24 protein-coding genes are annotated in these 23,385 nt (G+C 48.7%); 16 read left to right on the forward strand and 8 right to left on the reverse strand.

What is annotated here, in order from left to right; genetic code table 11:
• The 8 genes from P1P86_11640 to hemH all read left to right on the forward strand — a co-directional run.
• On the forward strand, positions 1 to 341 hold a 341-nt coding region (locus P1P86_11640; protein ID MDF1575830.1), incomplete at its 5' end, for a hypothetical protein.
• Positions 342 to 392: 51 nt separating this feature from the next.
• The gene (locus P1P86_11645; protein MDF1575831.1) at positions 393 to 962 is read left to right on the forward strand and encodes a hypothetical protein; all 570 of its coding nucleotides are present in this window, start codon (positions 393 to 395) and stop codon (positions 960 to 962) included.
• 205 nt (positions 963 to 1,167) lie between these two features.
• Positions 1,168 to 1,398 (forward strand): response regulator, encoded by a 231-nt coding sequence (locus tag P1P86_11650; GenBank protein MDF1575832.1) that lies wholly within the window; start codon positions 1,168 to 1,170, stop codon positions 1,396 to 1,398.
• Positions 1,399 to 1,592: 194 nt separating this feature from the next.
• On the forward strand, positions 1,593 to 3,704 hold the full coding sequence (locus tag P1P86_11655) for a TonB-dependent receptor (protein MDF1575833.1): 2,112 nt from the start codon (positions 1,593 to 1,595) through the stop codon (positions 3,702 to 3,704).
• A gap of 37 nt (positions 3,705 to 3,741) precedes the next feature.
• Positions 3,742 to 4,998, forward strand: coding sequence for an MFS transporter (locus P1P86_11660; GenBank protein MDF1575834.1), 1,257 nt, complete (start codon positions 3,742 to 3,744; stop codon positions 4,996 to 4,998).
• Positions 4,983 to 6,353: an oxygen-independent coproporphyrinogen III oxidase gene (hemN, locus tag P1P86_11665; GenBank protein MDF1575835.1), complete on the forward strand. Its 1,371-nt coding sequence runs from the start codon at positions 4,983 to 4,985 to the stop codon at positions 6,351 to 6,353. Before P1P86_11660 ends, hemN begins: the two co-directional genes overlap by 16 nt.
• Entirely contained in the window at positions 6,353 to 7,747 is a 1,395-nt protein-coding gene (gene hemG / locus P1P86_11670; protein MDF1575836.1) for a protoporphyrinogen oxidase, read from the forward strand. The genes hemN and hemG overlap by 1 nt, the downstream gene beginning before the upstream one ends.
• Complete coding sequence (gene hemH, locus P1P86_11675; protein MDF1575837.1) at positions 7,744 to 8,799, forward strand: ferrochelatase; 1,056 nt, start codon at positions 7,744 to 7,746, stop codon at positions 8,797 to 8,799. The genes hemG and hemH overlap by 4 nt, the downstream gene beginning before the upstream one ends.
• A 21-nt stretch (positions 8,800 to 8,820) precedes the next feature.
• Here hemH and P1P86_11680 read toward each other — a convergent pair whose 3' ends face one another.
• Together P1P86_11680 and P1P86_11685 are read right to left on the reverse strand one after the other, a co-directional pair.
• On the reverse strand, positions 8,821 to 10,101 hold the full coding sequence (locus P1P86_11680; protein MDF1575838.1) for a PQQ-binding-like beta-propeller repeat protein: 1,281 nt from the start codon (positions 10,099 to 10,101) through the stop codon (positions 8,821 to 8,823).
• A 37-nt stretch (positions 10,102 to 10,138) separates the two neighbouring features.
• Positions 10,139 to 10,921 carry a DUF1080 domain-containing protein gene (locus tag P1P86_11685; protein MDF1575839.1) on the reverse strand — a complete coding sequence of 261 codons (783 nt, stop codon included), beginning with the start codon at positions 10,919 to 10,921 and terminating at the stop codon, positions 10,139 to 10,141.
• Positions 10,922 to 11,132: 211 nt separating this feature from the next.
• Between P1P86_11685 and P1P86_11690 the strand changes: the two genes are divergently transcribed.
• Complete coding sequence (locus P1P86_11690) at positions 11,133 to 12,149, forward strand: hypothetical protein (protein MDF1575840.1); 1,017 nt, start codon at positions 11,133 to 11,135, stop codon at positions 12,147 to 12,149.
• A 44-nt stretch (positions 12,150 to 12,193) separates the two neighbouring features.
• Here P1P86_11690 and P1P86_11695 read toward each other — a convergent pair whose 3' ends face one another.
• Entirely contained in the window at positions 12,194 to 12,553 is a 360-nt protein-coding gene (locus P1P86_11695; GenBank protein MDF1575841.1) for a hypothetical protein, read from the reverse strand.
• 25 nt (positions 12,554 to 12,578) lie between these two features.
• The gene (locus tag P1P86_11700) at positions 12,579 to 13,433 is read right to left on the reverse strand and encodes a universal stress protein (GenBank protein ID MDF1575842.1); all 855 of its coding nucleotides are present in this window, start codon (positions 13,431 to 13,433) and stop codon (positions 12,579 to 12,581) included.
• Between the two features lie 285 nt (positions 13,434 to 13,718).
• On the opposite strand from P1P86_11700, the gene P1P86_11705 reads away from it, so the two are divergent.
• The 3 genes from P1P86_11705 to P1P86_11715 are packed head-to-tail and all read left to right on the forward strand — an operon-like array spanning position 13,719 to position 16,018.
• Positions 13,719 to 15,095 (forward strand): hypothetical protein, encoded by a 1,377-nt coding sequence (locus tag P1P86_11705; GenBank protein ID MDF1575843.1) that lies wholly within the window; start codon positions 13,719 to 13,721, stop codon positions 15,093 to 15,095.
• A 50-nt stretch (positions 15,096 to 15,145) separates the two neighbouring features.
• Positions 15,146 to 15,583 carry a hypothetical protein gene (locus tag P1P86_11710; GenBank protein MDF1575844.1) on the forward strand — a complete coding sequence of 146 codons (438 nt, stop codon included), beginning with the start codon at positions 15,146 to 15,148 and terminating at the stop codon, positions 15,581 to 15,583.
• A 3-nt stretch (positions 15,584 to 15,586) separates the two neighbouring features.
• Positions 15,587 to 16,018: a hypothetical protein gene (locus P1P86_11715; GenBank protein MDF1575845.1), complete on the forward strand. Its 432-nt coding sequence runs from the start codon at positions 15,587 to 15,589 to the stop codon at positions 16,016 to 16,018.
• Between the two features lie 31 nt (positions 16,019 to 16,049).
• On the opposite strand, the gene P1P86_11720 is transcribed toward P1P86_11715, so the two are convergent.
• A complete protein-coding gene (locus P1P86_11720) occupies positions 16,050 to 17,963 on the reverse strand; it encodes an ATP-binding protein (protein MDF1575846.1) in 1,914 nt (637 codons plus the stop codon).
• 191 nt (positions 17,964 to 18,154) lie between these two features.
• On the opposite strand from P1P86_11720, the gene P1P86_11725 reads away from it, so the two are divergent.
• Positions 18,155 to 18,346, forward strand: coding sequence for a hypothetical protein (locus P1P86_11725; GenBank protein ID MDF1575847.1), 192 nt, complete (start codon positions 18,155 to 18,157; stop codon positions 18,344 to 18,346).
• On the opposite strand, the gene P1P86_11730 is transcribed toward P1P86_11725, so the two are convergent.
• Positions 18,338 to 19,756, reverse strand: coding sequence for a sigma-54 dependent transcriptional regulator (locus tag P1P86_11730; protein MDF1575848.1), 1,419 nt, complete (start codon positions 19,754 to 19,756; stop codon positions 18,338 to 18,340). The genes P1P86_11725 and P1P86_11730 overlap by 9 nt on opposite strands.
• Positions 19,757 to 20,013: 257 nt before the next feature.
• On the opposite strand from P1P86_11730, the gene P1P86_11735 reads away from it, so the two are divergent.
• Positions 20,014 to 20,517: a DNA starvation/stationary phase protection protein gene (locus tag P1P86_11735; protein MDF1575849.1), complete on the forward strand. Its 504-nt coding sequence runs from the start codon at positions 20,014 to 20,016 to the stop codon at positions 20,515 to 20,517.
• A gap of 89 nt (positions 20,518 to 20,606) precedes the next feature.
• On the opposite strand, the gene P1P86_11740 is transcribed toward P1P86_11735, so the two are convergent.
• Positions 20,607 to 21,110, reverse strand: coding sequence for a glutathione peroxidase (locus tag P1P86_11740; protein ID MDF1575850.1), 504 nt, complete (start codon positions 21,108 to 21,110; stop codon positions 20,607 to 20,609).
• Positions 21,111 to 21,355: 245 nt separating this feature from the next.
• Between P1P86_11740 and P1P86_11745 the strand changes: the two genes are divergently transcribed.
• Together P1P86_11745 and P1P86_11750 are read left to right on the forward strand one after the other, a co-directional pair.
• Complete coding sequence (locus P1P86_11745; GenBank protein ID MDF1575851.1) at positions 21,356 to 22,132, forward strand: LytTR family DNA-binding domain-containing protein; 777 nt, start codon at positions 21,356 to 21,358, stop codon at positions 22,130 to 22,132.
• A 129-nt stretch (positions 22,133 to 22,261) separates the two neighbouring features.
• Positions 22,262 to 23,029, forward strand: coding sequence for a 4Fe-4S binding protein (locus P1P86_11750; protein MDF1575852.1), 768 nt, complete (start codon positions 22,262 to 22,264; stop codon positions 23,027 to 23,029).
• A gap of 2 nt (positions 23,030 to 23,031) precedes the next feature.
• Here P1P86_11750 and P1P86_11755 read toward each other — a convergent pair whose 3' ends face one another.
• Positions 23,032 to 23,385 (reverse strand): hypothetical protein, encoded by a 354-nt coding sequence (locus P1P86_11755; GenBank protein ID MDF1575853.1) that lies wholly within the window; start codon positions 23,383 to 23,385, stop codon positions 23,032 to 23,034.

Below are 23,385 nucleotides of genomic sequence, written 5' to 3' on the forward strand. Positions count from 1 at the left end.
ATAACGTTTCATGGCATGAAACTGAAGTACCTTTTGTCATTGCCAATAAGTCAGGTCTGCGACTTGAATCAAGCGGTTCGCTTACCCTGCCGGATAATGCAGTTGTAAAAATAGTTGTGGGTACATGCATTGACCTGATACAAAATCCTGATGGAATCATTAACAGGGATGGTCCGGGAGTATATTTTACCTCCTTACGTGATGATACATTATTAGGGGATACGGATGGCATGGGTTCTGCCCTTGTACCCCAGGATGGTGACTGGCAGGGGATCAAAATCGCTCTTAATCCCCTTACTTATGCCGCATGGTCTAATATTCTATATGATGAAATACACTAATAAAAATCTGAATACATATATCCAAGGTCACTTAATCTAACTTTTAGAGATATGAAACACTTTATAGCGTTTACAATGCTGGTATTCTTATTCAGTTCTTCGTTGAATGCGCAGGATAGCATGTTTGAACTGAAAGACAATGTAGTAAATCTGGGAGTTGGCATTGGTTCCATTTATGGATCTGGCATTTATAGCAATACCACCATACCTCCTGTTTCCATCTCCTTTGAAAAAGGCATTAAGGATGAAGTGCTGGGGAAAGGGGTGATTGGAGTCGGGGCCTATCTGGGCTATACTTCCTACAAATGGCAATATACTTACATCAATACAGATTATGGCTGGAAATATTCGAACATCGTGATTGGTGCACGGGGTACTTTCCACTATCCCTTGCTTGATAAACTGGATACCTATCTGGGGGTCATGCTGGGTTACAATATTGTCAGTTCGAGCTCCTTCGGAACCGATGCGGGAACATATGACTATACACCAGATGCTGGCAGTATTGCGTTTTCCGGATTCGTTGGTGGTCGCTATTATTTCTCAGACACATTCTCCGGATTTGCTGAATTGGGATATGGTATTGCCTATCTTAATCTGGGGATTGGCTTTAAATTCTGAGAGATGAATCCAAGTTGTCTTGACCCCGGCGCAAAGTTTGCGCCGGGGTTTTGATATGGTATGGTATGCCCGGCAGGGCACAGATACCTGAAGGTGAAAGTCCTCTATGCGCCCGGATTACGGGATGCTCAAACCTTAACCCGTACACCTGGTGGAGATAGAAAAGCCAGGTATAGAGAAAAGAAGCCCTGGCTTTCATTGAAATATGCCAAAAGTTGCCGGTCTGGAGGTTCTGAAAGTCCTGAAAAAACATCCGGAATTCAAAACCATCCCCGTAGTGGTACTCACCACTTCTTCCGAATCGTCCGATGTACATTCCGCCTACCTGCTTGGCGCAAATTCCTACATTGTAAAACCGGTGGACTTTGAGAAATTCCAGGAAGTGGCCAGGCAAATCGATCTCTACTGGAGGGTATTTAACAAAGTCGATCAATAAGCCACTGCTGCCGGAGCAGCTTCCCAGGAGCTCCGTAATTATTTATATTTGATCTATATTAATTTGCAACTCACTGAACAAGTGCGCACTATTTAACCTCTTTTCCTGAGCGAAGCGGAGAGAGCTTGTCTTCTTCAAAATTGCCACAAAATTGACTTCTACTTTCGGGTAATCAAAATCAAACAAACCACGCAATGAAAAAAACTCTGTTTATAATTCTCTGTTTGTGGGCCTCACAGGCCATTCTGTCCGGACAGCCCGATACTCTGATAATCAACCAGTATGATCTGGAAGGCGTAGTGATTTCGGCCGACAAAAGAGCATCCGGCATCATGGACGTGCCTGCATCGGTAAGTTCGCTTTCTGGTATTTCAGTAAAAAACGACAGGATCGGTTCTACCACTGATCTGACCGGTCCGATCCCCAATTTATACATGCCCGACTATGGCTCCAGGCTGACCTCTCCCATTTACATCCGGGGGATCGGATCCAGAATAAACTCTCCCTCTGTCGGGTTCTATATGGATGAGGTGGCGCTCTTTGAAAAGGCGGCCTTTGACCTGGATCTCTACAACATCGAACGGATCGAAGTATTGCGTGGTCCTCAGGGTACCTTATACGGAAGAAATACCCTGGGCGGTATCGTTCATGTGATTACCCGAGAACCCGATAACCGGCCGGGCCTGGGAATTTCTGCAGAACTGGGTACTTACGGGAACCAGCAGTATCAGGTAATGCTGGAAAATCCTGTCGTCAGGGACAGGCTTTATGTACAGGTCAATGGATATTACCGCACCCGAAATGGTTTCCATATCAATCAGTTTAACGGCGAAGCGGTGGACGGGATGAACAGTGGCGGCGGAAGTATTAAACTCCTGTTCCATCCATCGCCCCGTTCAAAAATCACCCTCAGTACCAGCCTCGACCTGAGTTCGGAAGGGGCCTATCCGTATGCCGTGGTGACTGAAGACGGAGATGAACTGCCGATCAATTACGATCATGAAAGCTCGTACCAGCGGGAAATGACCGGGACCTCGCTTCGGTATGAACGGACCGGTGATGTGATCACGATCAATAGCATCTCTTCCTTTCAAAGCCTGAAGGGCCTGCAGGACATCGATCAGGATTTTACTCCGGACGACCTGTTTACCGTGACCCAGGACCAGGATCAGAAACTTTTTACCCAGGAAATCCGGATCGGGAACACGGATAATCGTTCCAGGCTCAACTGGGTCACCGGCATATATGGATTTTACCAGGCCAATGACCAGGAGGTGGGTGTGGAATTTGGCCTGGACGGGATAACGAGATTCAGGCTTCCGTATGAAAGCTATTCCTATAAGAAGCTGAACGACATGACCAATTACGGCCTGGCCATGTTTGGGCAGGGAACCCTGAGCGACCTGCTGGTCCGGGACCTGTCCCTGACCCTGGGGATGCGTGTGGATTACGAAAATGATGCACTGGATTACTATTATGAGAGATACCCGGACGGAGCGACAGTTCCCACAGAGGATTTTGAATCCGGATTTGACTTTTTCGAGATTCTCCCCAAGCTCTCCCTGAATTACAAATGGTCGGAGAACCAGATGAACTACCTGAGCGTGACCCGGGGATATAAAAGCGGTGGATTCAATACCACCTTTGAACGGGAGGAGGACCGCTCCTTCCTGCCGGAGTACAGCTGGAACTATGAGATGGGCTGGAAGGCTTCCCTGGAAAGTAAAAAAGCCAATCTGCGGATGGCCCTTTTCTACATCGACTGGGAGGACCTTCAGGTGTATCAGCCGGTGCCCAGCGGAAGGGGCTCCATGTTGAAAAATGCAGCGAGTGCATTCAGTCAGGGCATAGAGCTGGAGGTGAGTCTGCTTCCGGTAAGCAATCTAAGGATCACCGGAAACCTGGGCTACTCAGACACCCGTTTTGTGGATTTTACTCCCGATCCGGATGAAACCCTGAATTACAGCGGAAATAAGGTCCCCTATGTTCCCGATCTCACCGGATTTTTATCAGCCTCTTTCAGGGTCCCCCTGAAGGGAGATATCTTTCACGATCTTGTTTTTTCTGCAAACTGGAGAGAGATAGGTAAAATTTTCTGGAACGATGCCAATGAGTATTTTCAGGAGGCTTACGGATTACTGGCAGCCAATATGGCCATCGGAATTTCAGATTTTACCCTCAGACTCTGGACCGCGAACCTGCTGAATACCAGCTACCGCTCCTTCCAGTTTGAATCGCTCGGACTAGTTTATGCGCAACCCGGCAGGCCCCGCAGTTTCGGTCTCACCCTGAGCTATTCACTATAATCGTCCGGTCAGACGATCCCGGGACAAAGCGATGAAGATGAATCCAGTGCAGAAACATACTACGCTGCTGAGCTTATATGTGGCGCAATCCGTTCCCATGAGCTTTTTTTCCACGGTATTGCCGGTGATCATGCGAATGGAAAACTATTCCCTGGAAAGCATCGGCCTGATGCAGCTGATCAAAATCCCGTGGATCCTTAAATTCTTCTGGGCCCCGCTGGTTGACCGGAATGCCGGAAAAAAACACGGATACAAAAGCTGGATCATCGCCTCAGAACTATTTTACGCCGTGGTTATTATATCCATTGGTTTTTTTAGCCTGGCTACCGATTTTAAAACCATTGTCGTGCTGATGATCGCAGCCTTTTTCCTGTCGGCCACCCAGGATATTGCTTCCGATGCCCTGGCGATAAAGATCCTTTTGAAAAGCCAGCGTTCCATGGGTAACAGCATGCAATCGTCCGGCAGTTTTTTGGGGACCCTGTTTGGCAGTGGTGTTTTGCTGATCCTTTATCCCTCCCTCGGATGGCAGGGGATCATGTTCCTGTTAAGCGGCATTGTACTAATCGCCCTGGTCCCGATGATACTCAATGTAAAGAATGCTTCGACCCTGGCCCCGGTCGATGCCACTCCGGCAAACTGGCGCGATGTCTTTACATTTTTCCGTTCATCCATTGTCGTCAGACGGATTCTCTTCCTGATGATTTATTACTCGGGAATCCTGGGAATCCTGGTCATGCTGAAACCCTATCTGGTTGACCTGGGCTATGAGATAAAGAAGATCGGATTTATTGCAGGGATCTATGGCACGGGAATTGGTGCTGCCTGTGCATTTTTATCAGGGTTCATCATCAGACGGATCGGGAATCGCAAAGCGGTATTTGTCATGGCAGGCTACAGTTTTCTGACTGCCTTATATTTTTCAAGTTTTATGATCCATATGCCCCATCCGCTGGTCATCTATATCGGAGTGGCCCTTCTGTGGAGCAGCTATGCCATGTCGTCCGTGGTCGTGTATACCGTTTCAATGAACCTGGTCAGGCCGGGCAGGGAAGGCACCGATTATTCCATTCAGATCGTTGTCACCCACCTCAGCGGACTGTTGATGGCTGTGTTAAGCGGCTTTATTGCTGAAAGAATCAATTATGCCGGATTCTTTGGTATGGAAGCCACCTGGGCATTTATGGTCCTGATTTTTTCTTCACTGCTATATAAAGAACACGGAGATCCTGAACTCTGGGAGTTATGGACCTCCGGGGAACGAAAGTTATCATGGAAATGGATAAGAAAATAATCGAACGCTACGACAAGCCCGGCCCAAGATACACCAGTTACCCCCCGGCCAGCCTGTTTAAGGAAGGATTCACTGAAAAAGCGTATACAGAGGCGATCGTCCTGTCCAACAGGGATGGCCATCCGGGAATATCTCTTTATGTCCATGTCCCTTTTTGTCCGCGCCTTTGTCATTTCTGCGGGTGCAACACCACCCTTGGGAAAGACCGGGGATTTATCGCCCGATATTTTGACGCCCTGCTTGAAGAAATCGACCGGGTTGCAGGATATCTGGACAGGAAGCGGATGGTTACCCAGATTCACTGGGGAGGAGGCACTCCCAACTCCGTGGAGTGGTCGCTGATTGAAAAAGTCATGGACCGCTTCCGCTCACATTTCAGGATGGCTGAAGATGCAGAGGTAGCCATGGAGTGCAGTCCGGCCTATCTCGGCCTCTCCGATATTGACCGACTGAACGACATGGGGTTCAACCGCATAAGCCTGGGCATTCAGGATTTCAATGAGTCGGTCCTGGATATTATTAACCGGGCACCCTCCAGATTGCCCGTGGAGGAACTGGTGGGCTATATCCGTTTGAAAAGCAAGGCCAGGGTCAATCTGGATTTTGTGTATGGCCTGCCCGGACAAAGCCTGCAGGGCTACCTGGAGACATTGAAAAGAGGGGCCTCCATCCGGCCCGACCGGATGGTCACTTTCTCTTACGCCCATGTTCCCTGGGTTAAAAAGAACCAGAAGATTCTCGAAAGGAGCCATATTCCCGGGCCCGAAATAAAGCTTGAAATGCTTTTGCAGGGCTGCGAATATCTGACCTCTGCGGCTTACGATCCCATCGGCATGGATCACTTTGCACTTCCCGGGGATGAAATGGCCAAGGCGTACCGGGACAAAACACTGCACAGGAATTTTCAGGGTTATTGCACCAAAAGACATACGGGACAGGTTTACGCGTTTGGTGCCTCGTCCATCAGTCAGCTGGAAAACGCATATATACAAAACACCAAGGAACCGGCTGCTTATGTGGAAAGGATAGAAAGCGGTGCGCTGGCCAGCGAAAGAGGATATCTGCTGAACCCTCGGGAGAGAATCATCCGGAATGTGATCAATCAGCTCATGTGCAATGGAATGGTGGACTTTAAAGAGGAGGCCAAAAAACATGGTATGCTCCCGGCCGAACTGGAAAGCATGCTTCAGTATTCCCGGGAAAAGTTCCAAAAGCTGGAGCAGGACGGACTCCTGGTAAACGGTCAGGGTCGGATCGAATCCACCAGGCTGGGGATGTTGCTCATACGGGTTATTGCCAGAGAGCTGGATCCTGATTTTGCAAGCTATCAAACCGTATTTTCAAAAACCATATAATGGGAGATAAAGGGAAAGAGGAAACAAAAGACTGTATAATCGTCGGAGCAGGGATCACAGGTTTAAGCGCTGCATTTTACCTGCAAAGGGCCGGAGTGGATTTCCTGGTTCTGGAAGAAAAAGAGCAGGTGGGCGGAGTGATCAAAACGATCCGGGAGGATGGCTTCCTGTTCGAAACCGGTCCGAATTCGGGGGTACTCGGGAATCCCGAAACAGCCATTCTGTTTGAGGACCTGGCCGGTGAGGTTGAGATAGAAATAGCCAGGCCGGCGGTCAAAAAAAGATATGTTTTAAAAGAGGGCCAATGGCAGGCCCTTCCTTCCGGGCTGGTTCAGGCCATCCGGACCCCTTTGTTTTCCTTTCAGGATAAACTGAGGATCCTGGGAGAACCCTTTCGTCCAAGGGGGATTAACCCGGAGGAGAGCCTGAAACAAATGGTCATCCGGCGTCTGGGCCGGTCCTATCTGGATTATGCCGTGGATCCCTTCATTCTGGGCGTTTATGCAGGCGATCCGGAGCTGCTTATCCCCAGGTATGCTTTGCCAAAATTATACGCTCTCGAGCAGGAATACGGAAGTTTCATCGGAGGTGCCTTCAAAAAGAGATTCCGGAAAGGAACAGGGGAAACGGAAAAGAAAGCCACCCGGGAGGTTTTTTCAGTTAAAGGAGGCCTGGAAGCACTTGTCAGGGCACTATACGTGAAATCGGGCACGGGAAACTTTCGCCTGGGTGCCGTCGATATCCGGATTAAAAAGCAGCAGCAGGGATACAAGGTATCGTGGAACACTCCGGATGGCACTCTGAAGGTTTGTAAGACAAATAATGTGATCATCACCACTGGTTCGCACAAGTTGCCGGGGCTGGTTGCCGACCTGAATGATAATAAGCTCGCAGCTCTTACAAACCTGCGATATGCCAGGGTTATCGAGGTAGCCGTTGGCTTTCAGGAATGGAGCGGAATGACTCTGGATGCATTCGGCGGACTGATCCCATTTAAGGAAAACCGTGATTTACTCGGGATATTATTCACCTCCGCCTTCCTCACCGGCAGGGCACCGGAAAAAGGTTCGCTGTTTACGGTTTTTTTAGGCGGAATCAGAAGACCCGAACTCTTTGATCTGAGTGATGAGGAAATATTTGAGACCGTGAAAAAAGAGTTCACCGTTTTGATGGGGACCGACAGCTTTGAACCCCGCCTTTTCAGGATATTCAGACATGAGTGGGCCATACCTCAGTACGAAAAATCCAGTGGCAGAAGGTTTGAGGCCGTGGAACAGATTGAAAAGGAGTACGAAGGCCTGTTCCTGCGGGGCAATTTTCAGGGAGGCATCGGACTGGCCGACCGGATCAGGCAGGGAAAACTGTCTGCAGCACATATCAAAGAAGGCTTATGAGCAAACCGGAAAAGGCAGTCATACTGGTGAATCTTGGAAGTCCCGCTTCGTCCCGGATCACCGATGTGCGTTGCTATTTGAAAGAGTTCCTCTCCGACCCCTCAGTCATAGATCTGCCCGCCTGGATACGGCAGCCCCTGGTTCATGGCCTTATTGTTCCGCTCCGTTCCTTCCGCTCTGCAAAGCGATATGCAAAACTTCAGACAGAAAGGGGGTTTCCCCTGCTTTACCACAGCCGGGACCTGGAGGATGCGGTCAGGGTGCAACTGCCGGCGGATACCAGACTCTTTCTGGCAATGAGGTACGGAGAACCTTCGCTGAAGAATCTGCTCCGTAGTATCCGGACCAGGAACTATACCGAATTGATGGTGATCCCGCTTTACCCTCAATTTGCCACTTCCACCACCGGGAGCATCGTTAAATTATTGCTGCAGGAGCTGGATGGATTCGAAATAGCAGCGAAGACCTCCCTGATCATGCCCTTTCATACTGCAGAAGGCTTCACCGGATTATGGGCAGAAAAAATTTCGGTTCTCCGGCCCGGCAGTTACGATGCCCTGGTATTCAGTTATCATGGCATCCCGGTGCGGCAGACCCTGAAAGGACATCCGGGACATTCCTGTGAAACCATGGATTGCGAAAACAGCTACCGCTCCGCGAACAGATTTTGTTACCGGGCAGCCTGCTTTCATACCACCAGGTCTATTTCCACCCGGCTGAAGTTGGAAAATCAGCAGCTAATTACTTCCTTTCAATCCAGGTTTGGCCGGAACTGGTTATCACCTTTCACGGTCGATATTCTCAGGAAGCTGGCCGGGGAAGGAAAGGCCCGGGTTCTTGTAATCAGTCCGTCCTTCGTTGCCGACTGTCTGGAAACCACGGTGGAAATCGGGGACGAATACAAGACCGTATTTATGTCCGAAGGAGGCAGGGAGCTCACCCTGGTACCTTCCCTGAATGCCGGTCCGGACTGGGCCGGATTAATCACGAAACTTATCGGCCAACCCGGCGAATATGCACAATCCCTGGACGGGACTGAACTGCCGCATTAAGCGATCCCGGTCTGGCTGTTATTATTCGCTGCTGAGATCCGCACACACCAGGCGTTCATCATTCCGTACAAATACCTGCCTGTTGGCAAAGGCGGGATGCGACCAGGTGACTCCCCGGGGCAGTTGCTTCCTGGTAGGCTCTATCAGTTTTGCCCGGCTGATCTCCTCGAATCCTTCCGGGGACAGGCGGGTAATAAGCAGTTCGCCGTGCTCGTTGAACATCCAGATCTTATCCCCCTGCCGGATAAAATGGATGTTGGCCCAGCGGTCGGATTTCACTGCGCTCAGGTCTTCCCATATCCGATCGCCCGTGGAGAATTCCAGGCATCGCAATTCGCCGTAACTATCCACCCCGTAAATATAATCCTTCATGATAACCGGGGTATTCATCACGCAGTGCAAGGCGTCGGTATGCCTTTCGCTTTCGCCGGAGCGCTGCCATACTATTTCCGCGGAGGTGTAATCGTCTCCCAATCTGACCAGCAGGGATCCGCTGTAGAAGGCACTCACAAAAATATGGTCGTCATAAAGCACCGGAGTGGCAATACTCATACCCATGCCGGTGCTCCATGGGAAGCGCCAGTATATCTCCCCGGTTTTCGGATCCAGGCCCGACAGGCTATGTTCCGTCCAGTTCACCACCACCCCGACACCGTTCTTTTCAAAAAAGACCGGAGCAGAATACCCGGCCCGGTCATCCAGACTGCGCCAGACCTCCTTCCCCGTATCCTTGTTGAAAGCCACCACGCAGGCCTGCTTTCGGCCACTTACATGGACAATGATCTTATCATCAAGCACCAGGGGGGTGGATGCGATGCCCCAGGTGGGCATGTCGATCTCATATTCGTTGTTCAGGTCCTTTTGCCAGAGTACCCTGCCTGTTCCGGCATCCAGGCAGAACAGGTGTCCCATGGTACCCAGGGAATAGGCTTTCCCGTCCTTTATGACCACCGAGGCCCTGGGTCCGGCCTGGTAACCGACTCCCTCGTAAACGCAATCATACTGATGAATCCATATCTGTTCCCCGGTCTGCTCATCAAAGCATAAGACCCGTTCTGCCTGAGCCGGCCGCTCAAGGCGGTCAGTCACATACACCTTCCCCTCTGCCACCGTCGGCCCGGAATACCCCGGTCCGATGGGAACCGACCATTTCAGGTCGATGACCTTCGAATCGAATTTTTGCACTATACCGGATGCCTCCCAGACAGCATCCCTGTTTTCGCCCCGCCAGTCGGGCCAGTCCTGTGCATGGCCACTAATATAAAAGATCCCTGACAGGAGGAGCAATACGATTCTGCGCATCTCTGATTATTATCTAAAATACGGACGACAAAAAGAATTACAGCTCCCGGATCCGGATATTCCGGTACCATACCGCCGCACCATGATCCTGCAGTCCGATGGAACCTTCCTTGTATGTATTCCAGAAAGGATAATCCCCGGAAGACCATTTACTCTTATTGAATTTTTCTTTGTAATCCTCACTGTTTTCATCAAATTCCACCACCTTTTCCCCGTTCAGCCAGTGCTCGACCTTTCCGTCCTTGTAAACAATTCCGGCGGTGTTCCACTCTCCGACAGGATTCAGTTTCTTGAAGGAAGGAGCCGCATACATATCATAGTTCGAACCGGCTCTTTTATTGAGCATCTCCTCACTGACAGCACCTGCAGGATCGTCCATCACCTGGTATTCCGGACCGGTCACATAGGCATGACTGTATTCCGGTTTCTCCACCACGTGGTACAAAATGCCGCTGTTTCCTCCCTCTGAGATCTTCCATTCCAGTTCAAGCTCAAAATTACCGAAGGTCTGAAGGGTGATCAGCGAGCCGCCAGATTCAGGGCTGCCTTCGCCATGTCCCCTTCCGTCACACTTAATGGCTCCTTCTTCCACGGTCCACAGAGGACCGATCTCATCCGCATTATAGCGCTTCCAGCCATCGAGAGTCTCCCCGTCAAATAAGGAAATCCATTCATCGGCCTGCTCAGCCTCATTGGCCTGCCGGATTTCTTCGGTCTGTTCAGCCGTGGATTTCACTCTTCCCGTGCAGGACAACATTACACCAAACACTGCAATACTCAATACTCTGAGCAGAACTGGCATTGTGATTTTTCTTTTCATTGGTTCAGTTTTTTTTGTGAGTTAACAATAACAACTCTGAGGCGAGCGGATCATGCATTCACCTTCTGTAAAGATAATACGGAAGCTGATATTCCCAAATTAGAAAATATCGGTGAAATCAAGCATGACCGGTGGATATAACGCAACCCGGTCATCGTTTTTTTCATCATATGCACACAGAATCGTAACTAACCCGGTTAAATCCATGATTATGAAAAAATCCAAGACCCTGGCATTCTGCCTGTACGCTTTCCTCCTTTCCGTATTCGTGCCATTTTCTGCACAAGATGCAAATCTTCAACAAATTGAAATGATTGACCTGAAAATGAACCTGGCAGAGACCAAACTGGATCTTCTGGATTCCAAAATACGCCTCTGGGAAGAAAAACCTGCTGTGCTTGAAATGCAATTGCGGGAGATTGAGAAAAACATAGCGCAACTCACCTTTAGTCCGGAACAATTTAATGAGAAATTTCTCCTGCTCGATTCATTGATTGATATGCAGCAATCCTTCATGGCCGAACAAAGTGAAATCATGGCTTCATTGCCCGAGGAGCTTAGCAGAAGAGAAACAGAAATGGAATCCGATGACCTTAGCGAGCCTGTCATACTACCACCTTATAAATATGTCATCTCGATCTATCCGGTGAAGCTTTTTGAAGGCACCCTGCAGCTCTCCGTCGAACGTGTATTAAACCGTGGAAACTCCATGGAATTGTCCGTGATGGCCACCTATGCTTCAAAAGACGGGATTGCAAACTACTATCTCTCTAACCAGAGTCTCGAATACTTTAGTGTCATTGCAAACGACTATATTCCATATAACAGTGAGAATATTTCCGGACTGGGCGGATCACTTGCATGGAGAAATTATCTGCTTCCCGGGAGCAAAGCAGAATATGCTGCACCGCGGGGTCTCTATGTAGCACCCATTGTCATGTACCGGAGGCTTACTCTTTCCGGCTTTGACCAGGTATACAATGAAGAGGAAGAAATAAACGAAATCATCGAGGTCACACAAAAACTGAATGTTTTCTCCGGAGGTTTTTATGCCGGATGGCAATTTGTTTTATGGAAGGCCCTCACCGCAGATGTATATGTTGGAGGAGCGCTTCGCCTGAGCAAATATGACGGAGAATCCAAATTCACAAAATACAGCCAGTTACAGAATATTGATTTCTCCGGGGTCATGCCCAGTTTCGGAATAAAAGTCGGCTTCGTCAAGTAAGATCCCAGAGCCAGCATCATTTACTGATGCTGACAGCATTTCGGCTAACTGAAATATAGGATCCTGGCGTTGATGTTGTTCTCGTTCAATACTTCCCTGACATGGGACAGGTTGTCTTCGGGGGCCACAATATTCAGGGAACCGTTTTCTTTCATGGTATACAGGGAAAACAACCTCCATTTGTTCACCGGAAGATCCTCATCCAGTTCCACACAGTAGAACTCTGTTCTGTCGTGCCGGCTCAATACGATATCGGGGACATATCCCTCCCCGCTCTTTCCCTTGAAGCCGATCCTGTCTGGTTTGTCGTACCCGGCTAACAGGGGGGTTTTGATTTGTGCATCGTCGGATTCATTCTCCACTTTTTCGATGATGGCCTTTACCACCATTTCTTTAGAAATCATAATCTCTCAGGTATTAATCATTAACTTATTTATAACCGGCTAAATTCAGAACGGGCCTGTTGGCCTCTTCAAGCAGCCTGGCTGCTTTATCCTGCCGGAACAGCCGCTCCAGGAATGACAGGTTTTCCTGCAGGACCACGATCAGGTCTGCCTGGATGCGTTTTGCATAGCTGTTTACCAGTTCCATTCCATCTTCGCCACGTTGTGGCACCAGCGCTTTTACGCTGATGGGGCTGTAATTTATCTTATCTTTAAGTACTTTCTGAAAGCCGGCATTCTTAATTCGCAATTCAAAATCCAGATCCTCTGTGACATGGAGAGCCGTAATATCCGGCTTGAAAACGCGCAAGAGGTCAACCAGCATATTCATGGTTGGAATGTCTTCTTCATTGTAGTCAGTGATATAAAGGACCTTTCTGAAAGGTGTGTATGCAACATCCTCGGGGATGACCCATACCGGGCATTTCGCCTCTCTGGAAATGGCTTGCACCCGGGAGTCACGGAACCATAAGTCCTCTTCCGGATTCCTGAGCATGACCATGTGGATGCTATCCTCCTGCACCAGCTTATTAATGATACTGGTTTCATCTCCTGTTTCAGCACCTACCTCATAGCTATGCAAGCCGGATCCATCCGGTATCAGTTCAGCGACCAATTCCTCCAGTTGCTTTTTTCCCTGCTTGATCTGAACACTCAGGCTCTCCTGCATCCTGGCCAGAACAACCCCCGAAAGCTCATGTCCACCAACGGGGTGGTGGGCCGGGCTCTCCACGTACATCACGTGCAGCTTCATTTTCATGTCTCCCGCAACTCCAATGGCATATTTCAGGAATTTTTCTGCACTCGCAGGATGCTTTATCATTGCAAGTATTGTCTTCATAATTATCAGCTTTTGAATCTTAATGTTTGTCTTGTTTAGAGAAGACGCAATCCATGTACCAATTCAGGGAAATATCCCGTGTGCCCTGTAAAACATGCATTTAAGGAGCCTCTGACAGACCTGGGTATCTGCGGGAGGTGTGGATATAAAGGGATACTCTGGGGCGAAAAATCCACACCCTGAAGTTCCTGACAAAGAGACGGGCCCGGCTATGTGCTTGATTAATTGAGTATTAAATTTTCTATCCCTGTGTGGAATGATTCTTTCATAAGAATAGCAAAAAGTATGATGAAAATAAAAGCATTCGTTTTGTTAATCCTGATCATTTTGCTGACCGCATGCCAGTCCGGGAAAAATGAACAGGAAAATATTGATAAGCTACTTGAACGGCAGACCCAGATCAAGGAAAGACAGGAAGCAGCTGTAGAAAACCTGGAAGAACTGAAGGAATCACTGGAAAGGGAACAATTCTCCCTGCTGGAAGAAAGAAGCAACAAAGATCAGGAAATAAAACGGCTTGAGAGCGATCAGGCCCGCCTGGTGGAAGAAGTCAACAAAGAAGAGACCGAAGATGTTACGGTGCGCAAAAAGGAACTGGAATCCATGATCAAGCAATACGATGATTCAGTGGCTTCCCTGAAAAATGAAATGGAAAAGCTAAACGAATCGCTGGATTCCATCACTCAAAATATGGCTGTTTATCAGGTCCAGGAAAACCGGACCACTGAAAGACTGGAATCTGGTGTGGCAGAAATCGACCGCAGAATGAAAAACCGCGAAAGCCGGAAGCATCAGGAACTGAAAAAGGTGAATCTGCTAAACAAAAGAATCGACGTGTCCGGGAAAAAAATGGAAGCTTACCAGATGGAACGGCAATTGTACGTGGATGAGAGGGATGATCTGCTCCGGTCAAACGCAGGGGACGAAGAACTGGTCCCTTTCCGTGACAGGATCTCCAGAATGGACAGCATCATTGCCGCAGAAAAAAAATCCCTTGGTTCGCTGAAAGAGGAGAAAAAACAGGCAGAGCAGTTCATTGCCGAAACCGACCGTGTCATGGAAGACCTGAACCAAAATATCCATGAAGAATACAACCGCCAGGAAATTATTGAATCTTTTATTGCCTCTGAAAAGGACCGTTTGCAGGAAGAACTGGAGAACATCCGTCAATCCCGCAAACGGATGATGGAAGAACAGGCCTCCTTTGCCACTGAACTTGATAATATCGACCAGCGGATGGCCGACCTGGACCGGGACATGAAGCTGATCAGAAACAGGGAAATGAGCGATATCCTCGATCGGCAGGCCTCCATGGAACAGACAGAGGCGGACCTGGCACGCGAGGAGATCAGTATGCTGGAAGAATTCGTTGGACAGCTTTACCCGCCCCTGTTAGAAACGACAGATTCCCTGAGTGAAGAAATGAAAAGTCTGGTGCAGCTGGGCGATGAAATCGATTCACTGAACGCACTGATCGAGTCAGAAAAGGCAGAGATTGCGGGCACCCGGGAACGGCTGGCAGAACAACGGGCCAGGATTGCAGAACAAAGAGCCCGGTATGGAAGAGTTGCCGGAGTCACGGTACTGATTATTATCCTGGCCGGAGCAGGCATGTTAAGCTTATTTTATTTCCTGGGTAAAAGGGCCAAAAAGAACAAATAGCGTCCAGGTATACGATCAAAGAAATTGGTAACCTTATAAAACAGATAACAATGACAACAAGCAAACAAAAAAACGAAAAAACTCTGAGGGATGTTTTCCCTGAATCAACAGATCATATCGTCACAGGTGCCAAAGTATTTTCCGAAAAGGCTTCCGACATCTTCGACACCTTTCTGGAAAAAGTAAAAGAAACCGCGGAAACAGCCGTTCATACCGGTAACGAAATATACGAAAGCGTATCGCTGTCCGCACAGGGCTACCTGGAACAATTCAGGGATAAAAACGAAATGAGGCAACTGAAGGAAGAGAGGGATGAAGTGGCCAAAGAACTGGGATACATGTGTTTCATGGAGTATTCAGGGAGGTACAGGTTCAGGGTGGAGTTCCTGAAAGGTGAAGAATTCAAAAAACTGATGGCGCAGGTCAGAGAATTGGACAAACAAATCATCCAGATTGGGGAAAAACTGGATTCAGAAAGCAAATCATAGAACATGTTAAAAAACCTTCTACTTAAAAAGCTGATTCCGCTGATTATATATTCCGTTGTATACCTGTACTACATGATATTCAACTGGAAGGTATTCACCCTTTCCCTGAATGTGAACCTTGGATTTGGCGTGGTCAGAATGCCTCCATCCATTATACTCTTCCTGCTGGGATTTATACTGATTGGCGTATTGAGCTGGATCACTTATATTACCAGTCTGCGCAAAATCATCCTTGAACTGGAACATGGAGTCGAAATGGGAAAAACTAAGGACCGGATGCTACGTGGCAAATTGAAGGAGCATCTGGAGAATGAAATAAACCTGGATCTACTGAGAGAAAAGCTTGGAATTCCTGAGATCCAGAAAGAACATAAAGAATTCCGGAAGCAGCTTGATGATCTGACCCGGGAAAACCTAAGCCGGAAGGACCATTGACCTGCAGGCGACCTCTAAAACTTGCTCAGGTTTACATGAATTCCTTTTTCAGCTCCCCGATAATGCGCACAGAATCGCTTGCTATCCGGGAGACCAGCATATTCATGCGTTCCGAGTCAGATTCCCTGGCGCAGATGTTCTTTAACTCCACCAGGTCAGAAACGACCTTCGTGATCGCTAAGTGTTTATAGGAAGGAATCAGCCGGTGTGCCGTCTCCATGACCAGGGCGTAGTCTCCCTGTTCAAAGGCTTTCTGCATCCGGGCCGTTCCCCCGGCAGCATTCTCCATAAAGGTTTCAAGCATTTCATTAAAAAAAGACGCCTGGTCCCGGGTTACCGAACGCAATTCTGTCAGATCGTACAGGGCATCACCGGGGTCCTCCTTGAGCACAATCTTAACGGTCTCGTACCTGATCAGCTCCGGATTCACATCCAGCACCTGGCAAAGCTTATTGAACATGTTTATTTCCCTGTAAGGCTTGATCATATAATCGTCGATCCCTTCTTTCTTGTACTTTTCCAGTTCCTTCCTGATCATATCTGCGGTGACCGCCAGGATCTTCACTGATTGATTATTCAGATCATTCCGGATGTAGCGTGCCACATCCAACCCGCTAATTTCGGGCATATGAATATCCAGCAGGATCACATCAAAAGCACTCTTCCCTGCCAGTTCCATGGCTTCCCGGCCATCCGAAGCCAGGCTGACCTCCATGTTGAATCCTTCCAGGATAATCCGGCCCAGCATACGGTTCATGGCATCGTCATCCACGATCATTGCTCTCCGTTGTGCCAGCACCTTATTATTTATCCGGAGCGTATTCTTGGTCAGATAGGTCAGGTTGCTCCTTTCCAGGGGGATCGTCACCAAAAAACGGGATCCCTTTCCTTCCGTACTCTGCACAGAAATGCTTCCATGCATAAGCTCGGTCAGTCGCTTACAGATGGTCAGACCCAGCCCTGTTCCCCCGTGTTTTCTCGCGATCCCGATACTGGCCTGTCTGTATTCCTTAAAAATATCCCTGATCTTTTCTTCGGGGATGCCAATGCCTGTATCCGCCACGATGATTTCTGTCCAGATCCGGTCCCCTTCGTCGCGGAGCTTATTCACTTTTATTTCCACGTACCCGTAGGCTGTGAATTTGATGGCATTGCTGATCAGGTTAATGAGCACCTGTTTCAGCCGGAAGGCATCGCCCCGGACCACCTGGCTCATCTGCTTATCGAATGAAAACCGCAGGTTAATTTTTTTTTCAGCGGCCCTGTTTTTCATGGTACTGTACACTTCCCCGAACATGTCCTTCAGGTTAAAATCGACCTTATCCAGCTGCTGTTTACCAGATTCCAGCTTTGAAAAAGTGAGAATCTCATTGACCAGATCAAGCAGGTACACCGCAGATTTATCGACAATGTTCAGGTAATTTTTCTGAGTCTTGTCCAGGCTGGTTTTCTGCAGCTGTTCGATGAATCCGATAATGGCATTCAGCGGAGTCCGGATCTCGTGACTGATCCGGGCCATGAACCTGCTTTTTACTTCGCTGGTCTCCCGGGCCTCCTCCTTCTCTTTTTCCAGTCCGCTGCGGTATTCCACCAGGCTGCCTTCATTTCCCTGAACCATGAGCAGCCCCATCTGGTGGCTGCATTCTTTTCCAAGCGGAAGAGCGCTCACTTTCACCAAACCGGATTTACTGTTCAGGCGGGTCTGGGTGGGGCCCCGGGTAAAGGCCTCCTCCGAGACTCTTTTCACCTCCGGATGGAAAGGAGGATCGGCAATTTGATGCAAATCTTCGCTCAGCCGGGATTTCTTCAGTATGTCCTTCAAGACCCGGTTCCGGTCGGCTACTTCGAGAATCTCCATCTCCCGGTTGTAAAGCACCCAGGAAGTATCCGGAAGAAGATCCATAACTTCCCGGATCCGGTCCGCTTTCAGCGATTGCAACCACATAAGCAAAAAATACTAATTTCTCTTCATATATCCAATCCTCAGATCCTCAAGATGTACAGTGATTGTAGAATTTTTTCTACACCGGACCGGATTGGCAGATCGGCCAAATGTTCGGAAAGCTCTGTCGATACTTGCTTAGCAGGAACCTTCCATTTTATGGCATTATTTTAGCACGGATAGGAGAAAAAACTATGGGAAACAGACCTTTTTATACGAAAGAAGATTATCCTTCGGAAATGAACAAGCTGCCTGAAGAGGTCAGAAACAGAGCCATCACCAATGCCAACAATATGTTTGCCGATGGAGACATCCGGCTCCACAGGAAGATCGTCACCGCCATAGCCATTCAGGAAGCCAGGCAGCAGGTGAAATCTTCAGCCTAAGTCAATGGGGGAGATTTTGAACTGCCTGATCTTGTTGTAGAGCGTCTTACGGTCTATATTCAGAATGCGGGCCGCCTCGGATTTATTGTATCGGGCTCTGAGCAGGGCCCGGATGATCGCTTCCTTTTCAGCCTGTATAGCGGCATCTTTCAGGTTGACTTCCTTCAGCTCACCCCGCTTGCCATGGTCGCCCGGACCCTGCAGGGCATGCCCGGTTTTCACCTCATCCGGGATCAGCTCCAGGGTGAGAGTATCCTCTGTGGCCAGAAGGGCTGCCCGGGTGATTACATTCTTCAATTCCCTCACATTTCCCGGCCAGTGGTATTTCAGGAGCACCTCTTTCACCCGGTTGTCATATCCCTTCACCTCCTTTCCAAACCTCCCGGCTGCTTCCCGGATAAACGCGTCTGCAAGCAATAAAATATCCTGTTCCCTCTCACGCAGGGGCGGTACCCTGATTTTGAATTCATTCAGGCGATGATAAAGATCTTCCCGGATTTTCCCTTTCCCGACCTCTGCCAGCAAGTCTTCATTGGAAGCAACAATAAGCCGCAGGTCCACCCTGACAGGCAAGCTGTCACCGATCCTGGTCACCGTTTTTTCCTGCAACACGCGGAGCAGCTTCATCTGATTTTCCGCATCCAGGTTAGAGATTTCGTCCAGAAAAAGAGTGCCCCCGTCGGCTTGCTCGAACAAACCCTTCTTATCAAAAGTTGCCCCTGTAAAAGAGCCTTTTACATGACCAAACAATTCGCTGTTCACCACTCCTTTGGGCAGGGCCCCGCAATCCACGGCCAAAAAAGGCCCTTTCTTCCGCTCACTGTTGTAATGAACGGCCCTGGCCACATATTCTTTCCCGGCCCCTGTTTCCCCCTCTATGATGACGGTCAAATCCACCGGCGAGACGATCTCCACATGCTCCATGGTTTCCATGAAGATTCTGCTTTCGCCCCGGATGAATCCCTGTTCAAAAGAGAGAGATGTTTCCTTTTTCTGCTCCTTTTGAAGGGCTTCCCGGATCAGTCCGAGCAGTTCCTCCGGGATCAGGGGCTTGGTGATATAGTCATAGGCTCCTGCCTTAATAAGCTTTATGGCAGTCTCAAGTTCCTTGTAAGCAGTCATGATGATGACCGGCGTCTGGTGGTTCTTCTTCCTGACCTGTTCCAGGACATGGAATCCGTCACGGTCGGGAAGCCGGTAATCACTGATAACCAGGTCATAGGTGTTCCGGGTAATCAGCTTTGCTGCCGAGGCTCCCGAAAAAGCGGTTTCGGTCTTATATCCGCTTTTCGCCAGGAAATTGTCCAGCAACTTGCAGATATAGGTGTCATCGTCTATGATCAGGATCTTTTGCATGGGCCGGCCCGATACCTTATGGATAAAGATAACATTTCTCCATGTAATGTACATCGCAAAAAAATCAACCGGGATCGTCGGACCGCGAGCCGGATCTGTGATCATCAGGTGAGGAATCTCCTCTACACTTTACCCTGATTTTCTACAATGCAGCCCGGGGTTTACAGTCCGCCGGAATGAAAGTGATCACTCTAATTGACTGATCAGGTGCGGTATTCGAATATTCCGGAACCTGCGGCCCATTCAGGTATGAAGATTGCGGTATTGTTAATGCGAAATTGAACCCCTGTTATTAACCAGGAATAATCGAAATGAATTTAGCAAAAACAGAAAAGAGAACATTTGCAAAGCTGGGATACACGCATATGGATACCGCTGAGATCGTAAGCAATCTGAACAGGATCCTGGCGCATTATTCCGTTTATTATCAGAAAATCAGGAATTTCCACTGGAACCTGATCGGTCCTGATTTTTTTGAGCTGTATGAGCAGTTCGGGAACATGTACCTCAGGGCTTCCTCAGAGACGGATGAAATCGCCGAACGCATCAGGCTGTTCGATAAATTCCCCCTTTCGACCATGGCTGAATATCTCGAGCTATCTAAAATCGAGGAACAGGAGCCTCCTGTCTCCTCGTTTGAAATGGTAAAGATCGTCATTAGTGACATCCGCACCCTCATTGACCTGCTCGAGCAGGCTGTGCAATCAGCACGGCTGATCAATGATTTAGGTTCGGAACGAATGCTGATTTCTTTTATCCAGCATTTCGAAAAGGATCACTGGATGCTCACAGCCTGGTCAAAAAAGGGTAAATAAGCCTCTCCTTTATATTCATAGACCCTCGTGTAAATTAATTAAACGCAGGGTTCATAGGACATCCAAAGGCTAAGATGTCCGGCGTCTTCTCAGTTAACAATCCAGCTGACCAGCTTTTCATTATCCGGTTTCGTCGTGGGTGCCAAATGTCCAGCCAGCTGTCCCTCTTCGTCGATCATATACTTCTGGAAGTTCCAGGTGACCTTGCTATTCTCTACCCCATTTTCGCTTTTGGATGTCAACCACCGGTAAAGCGGATGCTGATCATCGCCCTTGACTGAGATCTTACTCATCATCGGGAAGCTCACTCCATAATTTTTCTGGCAGAATGTGGCTATTTCCTCATTGGACCCGGGTTCCTGCTTCATAAAATTATTGGCAGGAAATCCGATGATCATAAAATCATCTTCCCCGTATTTTTCGTAAAGTTCCTGCAAGCCTTCATACTGAGGCGTAAAACCGCATTTGGATGCGGTATTCACCACCAGCACCTTTTTGCCTTTCAACTGCGAAAGGGGAAAATCGTTCCCCGAAATATCTTTGACCGTAAAGTCGTAAAAACTGGTCTGTGCAAATCCTGTACCCATCATCATGATTAAAAATCCGCTTATTATAATGTTTCTTTTCATCTCTTTATCTGAAAATATGATTGTTTATTCCTAAACAAGCAACTAAGCTAAAAGTTCGCAACACGATGCTACAGAAAGGACTCTTCGGTGGCATTCTGAAATTAACAGCGAAGTGGAGTCAAGGAAGTACATCCATCTGGCCGCTATGTTCCGGGTAAGTTGTAATTTTAGGAACGATGAACTCACAAGCTGCAGCAAAGAGAATAGATATGAAAAGGCCGCTCAGGAATCTGTACCTGGTCGTCCTGGTGGGTGTTGTTCTGTCCATCGGTCACTATTTTTTTCAGGGAAAGGAATCCTTTCTGCAGGTGCTGCTGATTCAGGTTTTCACCGCCTTTAATATCGGGTTTCCGCTAATGATTATCATCTTCAACAAGCACACCTTCTATGGTAAGCGGTCCAGACTGGGGGAGATCGCCCTCCTCCTGTTAAGCTTCGCAGTGCTGGCTTTGCTGGCATCCGAACTGGAGAATATATTTCGTTTTTTCATCCGGAACCACAGCTCCTATTCCCCCTTCAGCAATCCGGAGTTTTATCTGGCCAACACCGTAATCACTTCGGTACTGGGATTTACATTCTACTATGTATCAGATGCTCCGACAAAGTCCGGGAAGGTCTCCCCACCTCCATTTTCTTTACGGAAACCGGCCACCCGTCTGGACAGAATACCCGTCCGGTACAAGCGGGAAACACTCCTGGTGGAACTGGACAGCGTACTTTACATCGAAGCCTATGACAATTATGCTTTTGTGTTTCGCACCAACGGGGAAAAATTATTGTGCAATTATTCGCTGGGCTACATGGAACCGGTACTGGATCATGCCTTTATTCGTATCCACAGAAAACACCTGGTAAACAAGCAGAAAATCCGGTCCCTTTCAAAACATACTCATAAGCGGTATAAAGTCCGACTGAATGATGATCGCACAGAACTGGTCAGCAGTGCCGGTTACTCGGAACAGATCCGGGAGCTGCTTGAGATCTGACCGGTCCACTCTGACCATCGACAGGTTCACACCACCCACCAACAGGCTCACGTACTTTCTGGCGATTCATTTCCCTGTGAGACATTCTCTGCCTAACTTCAATCCTCCATTAAATCAAAATCGCATCGTATGCTTAAGAAATTGTCCTTCTGGAACACGGTCAGCCGGATTCTGTTCCTGCTGTTAACTCCGGCCTTTTTTCGCTGGTTTAACTTCGGTTTTATCTGGCATTCCATCTACTGGGGAGTATGGAGCATCGTGGTCCTGATCTGGCTCGGGTTTATTCTGGTTTCTCCACTGTTCGGGCGCATCGGGTGCGGCTGGTTCTGCTTTGTGGGAACCACGCAGGATCTGCCCTTCGGATACGGGGTTTTCATGCAAAAGAAACGAAAGCCCATTACCTGGCTTCGACTACTGGCGCCGTTTGCATTTCTGGCATCTTCGATCACCTTTTTCCTGATCCGGAAGAACGGGGGTGAGATCAGCGGGTTTCGCTTTGAGCCCGGCTTCTTCTCCACGGAACTGAATTCCCATTATCAGCATATCTGGATCTATGATACCGTCGGAGCACTGATCCTGGGACTTTTGCTCGAGAAGCGATGGGCCTGTAAGAATCTCTGCGTTATGGGATTCTTCACAGCCCTTGGATCCACATGGTCGAGGCTGATCCCGGTCATCAATACGGAAGCCTGCAACTACTGTGCCAGGTGCGAAGCCGTATGCCTGGTCAATATCCCCTTAACAGCATATACAGATAGCCGGAACGGATTAGTCACCAGTTCGGAGTGCATCCTCTGTGGCAGATGCGTGGATACCTGCAGCAAGAAGGCCATAAGCATACGCTTTGTCTGGAACCGGAAAAAACACCGGGATAAATCTCTTTCTCCGGTTTATTAACTTTACCATCCGCCCGAGGCAGCACCGCCTCCCGATGATCCGCCTCCCCCGGAGAACCCGCCTGAAGAACTGCTGCCGCCTGAACTCCATGATCCGCCGGAACTTCCCGATGAGAATGAAAATCCCCCGATAGAAGCCCTTCCTTTGGTACGCAGATCTGATTTAGCCTTTTTAAACCACGGAGTGGTCCGGATATACAATTTCGCTGCCGGGTACCCGATCAGATAGATAATCAGACAGACCAGGGTTCCCCTTGAGCCTATAACCATGATGGGGAAGGTGGCCCAAAAAGGGATTAAGAAAACATAGAGAAACCATCCAAAGCCCGGGGTTATAACACCAATGATCGTGAACAT

This window comes from Bacteroidales bacterium (assembly GCA_029210725.1).
Lineage (GTDB): Bacteria > Bacteroidota > Bacteroidia > Bacteroidales.

Excerpts from the sequence above, each read along its gene's own strand:
- P1P86_11705 (MDF1575843.1), top strand. The coding sequence starts at position 13,719 with ATGATGAAAATAAAAGCATTCGTTTTGTTAATCCTGATCATTTTGCTG.
- P1P86_11710 (MDF1575844.1), top strand. The coding sequence starts at position 15,146 with ATGACAACAAGCAAACAAAAAAACGAAAAAACTCTGAGGGATGTTTTC.
- P1P86_11645 (MDF1575831.1), top strand. The coding sequence starts at position 393 with ATGAAACACTTTATAGCGTTTACAATGCTGGTATTCTTATTCAGTTCT.
- P1P86_11730 (MDF1575848.1), bottom strand. The coding sequence starts at position 19,756 with ATGTACATTACATGGAGAAATGTTATCTTTATCCATAAGGTATCGGGC.
- P1P86_11690 (MDF1575840.1), top strand. The coding sequence starts at position 11,133 with ATGAAAAAATCCAAGACCCTGGCATTCTGCCTGTACGCTTTCCTCCTT.
- P1P86_11725 (MDF1575847.1), top strand. The coding sequence starts at position 18,155 with ATGGGAAACAGACCTTTTTATACGAAAGAAGATTATCCTTCGGAAATG.
- hemG (MDF1575836.1), top strand. The coding sequence starts at position 6,353 with ATGGGAGATAAAGGGAAAGAGGAAACAAAAGACTGTATAATCGTCGGA.
- P1P86_11650 (MDF1575832.1), top strand. The coding sequence starts at position 1,168 with ATGCCAAAAGTTGCCGGTCTGGAGGTTCTGAAAGTCCTGAAAAAACAT.
- P1P86_11655 (MDF1575833.1), top strand. The coding sequence starts at position 1,593 with ATGAAAAAAACTCTGTTTATAATTCTCTGTTTGTGGGCCTCACAGGCC.
- P1P86_11660 (MDF1575834.1), top strand. The coding sequence starts at position 3,742 with ATGAATCCAGTGCAGAAACATACTACGCTGCTGAGCTTATATGTGGCG.
- hemN (MDF1575835.1), top strand. The coding sequence starts at position 4,983 with ATGGATAAGAAAATAATCGAACGCTACGACAAGCCCGGCCCAAGATAC.
- P1P86_11695 (MDF1575841.1), bottom strand. The coding sequence starts at position 12,553 with ATGATTTCTAAAGAAATGGTGGTAAAGGCCATCATCGAAAAAGTGGAG.
- P1P86_11685 (MDF1575839.1), bottom strand. The coding sequence starts at position 10,921 with ATGAAAAGAAAAATCACAATGCCAGTTCTGCTCAGAGTATTGAGTATT.
- hemH (MDF1575837.1), top strand. The coding sequence starts at position 7,744 with ATGAGCAAACCGGAAAAGGCAGTCATACTGGTGAATCTTGGAAGTCCC.
- P1P86_11755 (MDF1575853.1), bottom strand. The coding sequence starts at position 23,385 with ATGTTCACGATCATTGGTGTTATAACCCCGGGCTTTGGATGGTTTCTC.
- P1P86_11715 (MDF1575845.1), top strand. The coding sequence starts at position 15,587 with ATGTTAAAAAACCTTCTACTTAAAAAGCTGATTCCGCTGATTATATAT.
- P1P86_11700 (MDF1575842.1), bottom strand. The coding sequence starts at position 13,433 with ATGAAGACAATACTTGCAATGATAAAGCATCCTGCGAGTGCAGAAAAA.
- P1P86_11720 (MDF1575846.1), bottom strand. The coding sequence starts at position 17,963 with ATGTGGTTGCAATCGCTGAAAGCGGACCGGATCCGGGAAGTTATGGAT.
- P1P86_11680 (MDF1575838.1), bottom strand. The coding sequence starts at position 10,101 with ATGCGCAGAATCGTATTGCTCCTCCTGTCAGGGATCTTTTATATTAGT.
- P1P86_11740 (MDF1575850.1), bottom strand. The coding sequence starts at position 21,110 with ATGATGATGGGTACAGGATTTGCACAGACCAGTTTTTACGACTTTACG.
- P1P86_11750 (MDF1575852.1), top strand. The coding sequence starts at position 22,262 with ATGCTTAAGAAATTGTCCTTCTGGAACACGGTCAGCCGGATTCTGTTC.
- P1P86_11735 (MDF1575849.1), top strand. The coding sequence starts at position 20,014 with ATGAATTTAGCAAAAACAGAAAAGAGAACATTTGCAAAGCTGGGATAC.
- P1P86_11745 (MDF1575851.1), top strand. The coding sequence starts at position 21,356 with ATGAAAAGGCCGCTCAGGAATCTGTACCTGGTCGTCCTGGTGGGTGTT.